Origin of the sequence: uncultured Empedobacter sp. (genome assembly GCF_937930195.1) — a bacterium.
Taxonomy (GTDB): domain Bacteria; phylum Bacteroidota; class Bacteroidia; order Flavobacteriales; family Weeksellaceae; genus Empedobacter; species Empedobacter stercoris.
The window spans coordinates 1-2610 of record NZ_CALGVK010000002.1; the positions used below are offsets into that span (position 1 = coordinate 1).

Here is a 2610-nt window from a genome sequence, read left to right on the forward strand (position 1 = left end):
ATAAAATAAAAAATGCTGTTCATTCGACAAACAAATAAGCGACAAATTTACGAATTAAAATTTGGTTGTAGCCTGCCAAATTGCATCTTTCGGAACTGGAGCTACAATCGTCATTTCTTCTTTTTTGACAGGATGTTCGAATGTGATTTTATAGGCATGTAAACAAATACTACCGTCAGGGTTAGAACGTTTTGCACCATATTTTAAATCACCTTTTATAGGGCAACCAACTGCTGAAAGTTGTGAACGAATTTGATGTGAACGACCTGTAAATAATTTCACTTCGACACAATGAAACGTATCCAAAGCACCTAAATAGGTGTATTCTAATATCGCTTTTTTAGCTTCAGGCGTTGGTTTAGAATAAACCGTTGTTTTATTATTCTTTGGATTTTTCTTTAAGTAATGTTCCAAACGTTCGAAATCTTTCGGAGGTCTACTTTGAACAATGGCGCGATAAACCTTGTCAATATTTCGTTTCTGAAACATCTCATTCATGCGTGTCAACGCTTTCGAAGTTTTGGCAAAAATTAAAACACCAGAAGTCGGACGATCTAAACGGTGTACCAATCCTAAAAAGACATTTCCAGGTTTATTGTCACGCTTTTTTATATAGTCCTTTAGACTGTCGATAAGTGGAATGTCACCTGTTTCATCGCCTTGAGCCAATTCACCAGCTTTTTTGTTGACGATTAAGAGGTGATTATCTTCGAATAATATTTCAGGATTCATGTTTTTGAGATTGAGGCTGAGATTGAGATCTACTTAATCTAACCATTAGAGTTATTTTATTTTTTTAAAGCTTTTTTGAGTTTATTTATCTCAAAAATTATGACATTTAATTCTTTAAAAAGATGATTTATCGAATCTTCTTTAAAATATCCAACTTTTTGTCCATAAATTAAATGAGATTTGGTTTCGAAGGCAGAGCCTTTTGCAATTTCATAAAACCTAACTTTATCATTAATACTTGACTTACCAAAACCTTCGGCAATAATTTGTTGAAATACTTTCTGCAGAACATCTAATTTGAGAGGTTAATCCATAATCTTCAGTTCGTGGCAAGTTTGAAGTTAATTAAAAGATTTGAACTGCAATATTCATCGCTTTTATCCAAATTGGCATTTCTGTGAAATCATGATAAGGCATAATTTGTAAAGGTTGAGTCTAATATTGAGGTTGAGGTAAAGTAAAAATGTTAAACTTAATCTCAGTCTTCACCTTAACCTCAACCTTACTAATTAATATTGCTCATTTGCATTCGGAAAATCTCCAGATTTTACATCTGCAACATATTGTCCAATCGCTTGGTGAATTTGATCTTCTAAGTTTAAATATTTACGAACAAACTTAGGTTTGAATTCGTTGTTTAATCCCAACATATCATGTACCACTAAAACTTGCCCATCGCATCCAGATCCAGCACCAATTCCGATTGTAGGAATGTTAATTGATGCAGTAACTTTTGCAGCTAAATCAGCAGGTATTTTTTCCATAACCAATGAAAAACAACCCAATTCCTCTAATAATTTAGCATCATTAATTAATTTATCTGCTTCGTCATTTTCTTTCGCACGAACTTTATACGAACCAAATTGGTAAATAGATTGTGGTGTAAGTCCCAAATGTCCCATAACAGGAATACCAGCATTTACAATACGGCGAATAGATTCTTCAATTTCTTTTCCACCTTCTAATTTGATGGCATGTGCACCAGATTCTTTCATGATTCGAACTGAAGATTCTAATGCTTTCTGCGGATCAGATTGATACGTTCCGAAAGGTAAATCAACAACCACTAAAGCACGTTTTGCACCGCGAACAACACATTGAGCATGATAAATCATTTGATCTAATGTGATCGGTAAAGTAGTTTCGTGACCAGCCATTACATTTGCAGCAGAATCACCAACCAAAATAACTTCCGTACCAGCTGCATCTACAAGAGAAGCAATGGTAAAATCGTATGCCGTTAACATCGAAATTTTCTCTCCAGTAAATTTCATGTTACGAACAGTTTCGGTTGTAATACGTTTGATTTCTTTATTTACAGACATTACGTTTAATATTTATAACTTCTGTAAAGTTAAATTGAATATTAAAACAGAACTAATTTTGTTGAAATTATTTCATTTTATATGAAAGAGATTTCTCAATACCTCGAAATGATATACTATATGGGATTCTGAAACAAGCTAAGAGTGACAACGAATCTGAATATTGAAAAAGGCTGAAGAAAATGTCATATGATTTGGAGACGATTGTCAAAAAGTTGAGATAAAGAATTTTAAATTAAAAGGAGAAGCTTTGGTTGAGCTTAGGTATATATGTTCATTTTTTTCCTTGATGAAAAAACGAACCAAAAAAATCAAGACTTCGATTTTCGCCGTTCAATCATCATTTTACTCACTAAAAAGATTAAATGATTCGCATAGGCTCACTAATCTTTTTTACGTTCGTTTCAATGGATTGAAGCTCGTCTGCAAATCGTATGTCGATTCTAAAATTGGTTGTTAAAAGTGGATGAGGTTGAGATTCTTCAAGAATTATTAATATTCATTTTCATTCCTGATTTATTGTAAAGCGTTTAAAATTACTTTTAAAACACTC

The 2610-nt window shown here is 32.8% G+C and carries 4 protein-coding genes; all 4 read right to left on the reverse strand.

Going from position 1 to position 2610, the window contains the following annotated elements; all coding sequences use genetic code 11:
* Positions 1-54: 54 nt before the first annotated feature.
* The 4 genes from Q0616_RS00075 to panB all read right to left on the reverse strand — a co-directional run bounded on the left by Q0616_RS00075 (position 55) and on the right by panB (position 2057).
* Complete coding sequence (locus Q0616_RS00075) at positions 55-732, reverse strand: RluA family pseudouridine synthase (protein WP_298773849.1); 678 nt, start codon at positions 730-732, stop codon at positions 55-57.
* A 56-nt stretch (positions 733-788) separates the two neighbouring features.
* Positions 789-998, reverse strand: a complete 210-nt coding sequence (locus tag Q0616_RS11865; protein ID WP_366940215.1) for a four helix bundle protein — start codon at positions 996-998, stop codon at positions 789-791.
* Complete coding sequence (locus Q0616_RS11870) at positions 976-1065, reverse strand: hypothetical protein (protein ID WP_366940214.1); 90 nt, start codon at positions 1063-1065, stop codon at positions 976-978. Before Q0616_RS11870 ends, Q0616_RS11865 begins: the two co-directional genes overlap by 23 nt.
* A 176-nt stretch (positions 1066-1241) precedes the next feature.
* Entirely contained in the window at positions 1242-2057 is an 816-nt protein-coding gene (gene panB / locus Q0616_RS00080) for a 3-methyl-2-oxobutanoate hydroxymethyltransferase (protein ID WP_171623872.1), read from the reverse strand.
* Positions 2058-2610: the final 553 nt, after the last annotated feature.

Bases quoted from the DNA above. Each gene is read 5' to 3' on its own strand.
- Q0616_RS00075 (WP_298773849.1), bottom strand. From the start codon at position 732: ATGAATCCTGAAATATTATTCGAAGATAATCACCTCTTAATCGTCAAC.
- panB (WP_171623872.1), bottom strand. From the start codon at position 2,057: ATGTCTGTAAATAAAGAAATCAAACGTATTACAACCGAAACTGTTCGT.